The organism is Muriicola sp., from assembly GCF_041567615.1.
Taxonomy (GTDB): Bacteria; Bacteroidota; Bacteroidia; order Flavobacteriales; family Flavobacteriaceae; genus Muriicola.
On record NZ_JBFGBM010000189.1, the window covers coordinates 1 to 4,863 of the forward strand.

6 protein-coding genes are annotated in these 4,863 nt (G+C 48.4%); 3 read left to right on the top strand and 3 right to left on the bottom strand.

The annotated features are described in order from the left end of the window. Nucleotides 1-695: peptidase T (pepT, locus tag ABYP73_RS11400; RefSeq protein ID WP_372974409.1), on the top strand; the 695-nt coding region annotated here is incomplete at its 5' end. A gap of 9 nt (nucleotides 696-704) precedes the next feature. Next, entirely contained in the window at nucleotides 705-1,298 is a 594-nt protein-coding gene (locus tag ABYP73_RS11405) for a YdeI family protein (protein ID WP_372974410.1), read from the top strand. Between the two features lie 67 nt (nucleotides 1,299-1,365). Here ABYP73_RS11405 and yajC read toward each other — a convergent pair whose 3' ends face one another. Genes yajC through nusB form a run of 3 tightly spaced genes read right to left on the bottom strand, consistent with a single transcriptional unit; the run spans nucleotide 1,366 to nucleotide 3,141 of the window. After that, the gene (gene yajC, locus ABYP73_RS11410) at nucleotides 1,366-1,650 is read right to left on the bottom strand and encodes a preprotein translocase subunit YajC (protein ID WP_188371037.1); all 285 of its coding nucleotides are present in this window, start codon (nucleotides 1,648-1,650) and stop codon (nucleotides 1,366-1,368) included. Nucleotides 1,651-1,671: 21 nt separating this feature from the next. Continuing rightward, the gene (locus ABYP73_RS11415; RefSeq protein WP_372974411.1) at nucleotides 1,672-2,148 is read right to left on the bottom strand and encodes a DUF1573 domain-containing protein; all 477 of its coding nucleotides are present in this window, start codon (nucleotides 2,146-2,148) and stop codon (nucleotides 1,672-1,674) included. A gap of 45 nt (nucleotides 2,149-2,193) precedes the next feature. Then, nucleotides 2,194-3,141 (bottom strand): transcription antitermination factor NusB, encoded by a 948-nt coding sequence (nusB, locus tag ABYP73_RS11420; protein WP_372945300.1) that lies wholly within the window; start codon nucleotides 3,139-3,141, stop codon nucleotides 2,194-2,196. A gap of 161 nt (nucleotides 3,142-3,302) precedes the next feature. Between nusB and ABYP73_RS11425 the strand changes: the two genes are divergently transcribed. Further along, a partial coding sequence (locus ABYP73_RS11425) for an ABC transporter ATP-binding protein (protein WP_372974412.1) occupies nucleotides 3,303-4,863 on the top strand: 1,561 nt, incomplete at its 3' end.

The window sequence follows — 4,863 nt, forward strand, 5'->3', positions numbered from 1 at the left end:
GCAGGGGTGCCCACCATTTCGACGTAGACCTGTTCGGGGCCGAATGGGCCTATACGATGGACGGAAGCCAGGTGGGGGAACTCGAATTCGAGAATTTCAACGCGGCCAGCGCAAAGATCACAGCCAAGGGAAAAAGCGTACATCCGGGCTATGCGAAAAACAAGATGGTGAATGCCATCGGCATCATCACGGATCTCGCCTCCCGCCTGCCCAGGGAGGAAGTTCCTGAGAAGACCTCAGGGAGGGAGGGCTTTTTTCACGTCCACCACCTGGAGGGCAGTATAGAACACGCTTCCATGGAACTGATCATCCGGGATCACGACCGGAAAAAATTTGAGGACAGGAAGCAATTATTGAAGCGACTTGTGGAAGAATTCAACCAAAGCTATCCCCAGGCGGTCGAAATGAAGATGAAGGACCAGTATTTCAATATGCGGGAAAAGGTGGAGCCGGTTTACCACATCGTCGAGACCGCCAGGGAAGCCATGGAACAACTGGGCATTACCCCCATTATCAAACCTATCCGGGGAGGCACGGACGGTTCCCAACTCAGCTATAAAGGCCTGCCCTGCCCCAACATCTTTGCAGGAGGCCATAATTTCCATGGAAAGTACGAGTATGTGCCCATACAGAGTATGGAGAAGGCGGTTGAAGTTATCGTGAAAATTTGTGAACTTACTGCGAAGAAGGCATAAGCACAACTCATGAGCAAAGACAAGGTTGATGCATACTATCAGAAAGAAAATCCTTTCAGGGAAGGGCTGACCCAACTGCGGGAATTGGCCCTGGAAACCGGTATGGAGGAGGCCTATAAATGGAATGGACCTGTCTACACCATAAAGGATAAGAACGTTCTGGGTATCCACGCTTTTACATCGCATTTCGGGATCTGGTTCTTCCATGGGTGCTTCCTCAAGGATCCTCAAAAAGTACTGGAGAATGCCCAGGAAGGCAAGACCAAGGCCATGAGGCACTGGAAGTTTACCTCTGCAGATGAGATCGATCCGGATATCGTGCGTTCCTATATAAAGGAGGCCGTAGAAAATCAGAAGAAAGGGCTGGTCTGGAAACCGGACAGCGGGAAAAGTACGGAGATACCGGAACTCTTGAAAAAGGCTTTGAAAGCAGACCCGGCCTTAAGGGACTCTTTTGTGAAATTCTCTCCCTACAAGCAAAGGGAATTCTGTGAATATATAGCCACGGCAAAACAGGAGGCTACCAAATTGAGGCGGCTTCAAAAGATCATCCCTATGATACATGCCGGGGTGAGTATCAATGATAAGTACCGGAAGGCATAAGCAATTAATTGAATAAAAAAACCGGTATGAAAGGCATACCGGTTTATTGTTTCAGATCTTCCGGGGATTATTTCTTGTCTGCGTTGAGCTTATTGCTCATCTCCATAGAAATAGCCGAACGGTCGAATTTCAGCCTGCCCGCCATAGTCTCAATGATGCAGGAAAAATCCTTGTCATTCAGATCCACGATCTTTCCATGCATCCCGCTTTTGGTGACGATCTTGTCCCCTTTCTTCAGCGCTGCGGCAAATTTCTTTTCATCTTTCTGCCTCTTCATCTGGGGTCGTATCATAAAGAAATACGCCACGACAAAGATCAGGATCATAGGCAGGAAATTCCCTATCTCATTCATACCGGAATAGTTTTTTAAAATTTATTTTACGGGCCCGAGTGTATTGGCCGCGTTCTTTGGATTTACAAATGCTTTGATACGCAACAGTTCAGAGCCTTTTGCGGTGTTGGCAGAAACGGTTATGGTCTTTGTGACCTGGTTCTGTCCTGAGCCATTGAATTTGACCAGTAACTGACCTGTTTCACCGGGTGCGATCGGTTTGTTCTTTGGATACTCGGGAATGGTACACCCACAGCTACTCGTAGCGTTTGTGATGATCAGGGGAGCATTACCCGTATTGGTAAAAGTGAATACAGTCTCCTGAGGCGTTCCCTGTTCGATGTTCCCGAAGTCGTGCTCCGACTTTTCAAAGGTCATCACCGGGAGGTTTTTTGCGGCGGCATCCCTTTCTGCAGCCACCTCAATATTGGCAGTCTCAATTTTACTGGAGGCCTTTTCCTTACAGGATACAAAGCCCATCATACTGATTACGCCCAGGGCGACAAAAACTCTTTTCATAGATCTAGATTTTAATATTCAGCTGCAAAATTAAGGAATAAATACTTACAGAAGTCCCCGCCCGCTCTTTTTAAGTTTTCCTTCGGCCTTGTATTCCTTCACGAGCTTATCCAGGATCCCATTGATAAATATACTGCTCTTGGGGGTGGAATATTCCTTGGCGATCTCCAGATACTCGTTGATGGACACCCTCTCAGGGATGGAAGAGAAATTCAGGAGCTCGCATATGGCCATCTTTAACAGGATCGCATCTATCTCGGCGATTCGGTCCTTGTCCCAGTTCGGGGTTTTCCCCTGTATCTCTTCCTCCAGGGCTTTGTTTTGCAACAAGGTTTTTGAGAGTAGCTTCCTCGCAAAGTCCATGTCTTCCTCATCCTTGAGCAACCTGGGAAGGAAGTACTTCTGGGGCGAATCCTCCTTCACGGCGTTGAGTTGCTTGACAATAAATGTATTCACCAGAGGAATATCGTCTACCCAGGTCAGTTTGTCATCCTCGAAAAACTCGTACAGCTTTTCATTGGGCGCGATCACTTCCCGGAACAGGTCGATCACCAGGTTCTTGTCCTCCCCAAAGGAGCGCCCCCTCTTTATCATGTACTTCAGATAGAGATCGTGCTTTAAGATCTCCTTGAAAATGATCCGGACATAGTCCTCATTGAGGTACCAGCCGCGGATCTTGCGCCTTTTCAATTCCTCGTCCAGCGCAGGGTTCTCCACTAATTGTCTCAGGAGCTTGTTTTGTACAAATTTTTCCTTGTCGGGGAACTGGTCCGTATCTGAGGCGAGGTATTTCTTGGAATCCATTTGCAGGCGGTGCACGGCCATGGAGTGGATCTCCCTCAGCAAACACAACATCAAAAGGTAAAGGGTATAGGTGTTCTCTATGCTTACACGGAGAAATTTTTCCTGTTTTTCAAGGGAGTCATCCTTCGTCTGGGTGATCGCATAAATGCACTGCATGACCTTCACCCTCAACTGCCTTCTCGTAAGCATGTTTAAAGAACTTTAAAGAGAATTTACCGATGGCAAAAATAACAATTCTCCGGATATGACCTTCCCGGGAACGGATTATCTTATGGCTTTTATAACATTTCTTTCCTGCCGAAACTCCTATCTTTGCCTTGCTCAGAGAAACAGTGCGGGCTTTCCCCCCTATGAAAGAATTAAAACACCTCAATAAATATTTCAGGAAATATTGGTTCAAGCTTTTCCTGGGGATCATCATCACCATCATAGCACGTGTCTTCCAGCTCGTCATGCCCTCTTACGTCAAGAATTCCATTGAAGTGGTGGAGAAGTATTTTGCCGGTACGGTGGCGAAACCGGAGGCGACCTCCCTCCTCCTCGAATACATCCTGATCATCCTGGGTGCGGCCTTGCTGTCGGGGTTTTTTACCTTTCTGATGCGGCAGACGATCATCAATGTAAGTCGGTATATAGAATACGACCTCAAGAATGAAGTCTTTGATCATTATCAATTGCTCAGCCTGAACTTTTACAAAAAGAACAGGACGGGAGACCTGATGAACAGGATCAGTGAGGATGTGAGCCAGGTTCGTCTCTATGCGGGGCCTGCCATCATGTACGGGATGCAGACCCTGACCCTTTTTGTATGCCTGATCCCCCTCATGTTCATCAAAGCACCCACCATTGCATTTTATGCCCTTTTGCCTTTGCCGATCCTGTCTGTTCTCATCTATAAGATCAGTAAGATCATCCACAAGCGAAGTACCAAGGTGCAGGAATTCCTGTCTACCCTTTCCACTTTTGCCCAGGAGACCTTTTCGGGGATCTCCGTGATCAAAGCCTATACCCTGGAACCCAACGTCAATTCGGAAGCCTCCGCGCTGGCCCTGGAAGGAAAGAACAGGAGTATGGACCTGGCCAAGGTGGATGCCTGGTTCTTCCCCCTTATGATATTGCTGATCGGAATCAGTAACATCTTTGTGATCTACGTCGGCGGTAAGCAGTACATAGACGGGCAGATCGAATCCATAGGAACCATTGCCGAGTTTATCCTCTATGTCAATATGCTCACCTGGCCCGTAGCTATCGTCGGATGGCTGACCTCCCTCGTTCAGCGGGCGGAAGCGTCCCAGAAGAGGATCAATGAATTTTTGAAAGTGGAACCCGAGCTCAGGAATGAGGTGGAGGAGGAAACACCGATCAGGGGTGAGATAGAGTTCGACAAGGTGAGTTTTACCTATGAGGATACGAACATCACAGCTCTGAAGGAGCTCTCCTTCAAAGTGGAAGACGGGCAGACCGTAGCCATCCTGGGCCAGACGGGATCCGGGAAGTCTACTGTACTAGATCTGGTTGCGCGCCTGTATGATGTCAGTAGCGGGGAGATCAGGATCGATGGCACCCCCCTCAGGAAATTGAACCTGGAAAGCCTGAGAAGTTCCATCGGTGCGGTACCCCAGGATGCCTTCCTGTTTTCCGATTCGATTTCAAACAATATCAGGTTCGGGAAGGAAACAGCCTCAGAAGAAGAGATCGAGGAAGTGGCCAGAATGGCCGTAGTGCACGACAATATCATCGGCTTTTCCAAAAAGTATGATACGGTCCTCGGTGAAAGGGGGATCACCCTGAGCGGCGGACAGAAACAGCGCATCTCCATTGCCAGAGCCCTTCTCAAAGATCCGGAGATCTACCTGTTCGACGATTGCCTTTCTGCGGTCGACACAGAGACAGAGGAGGCCATCCTGAACA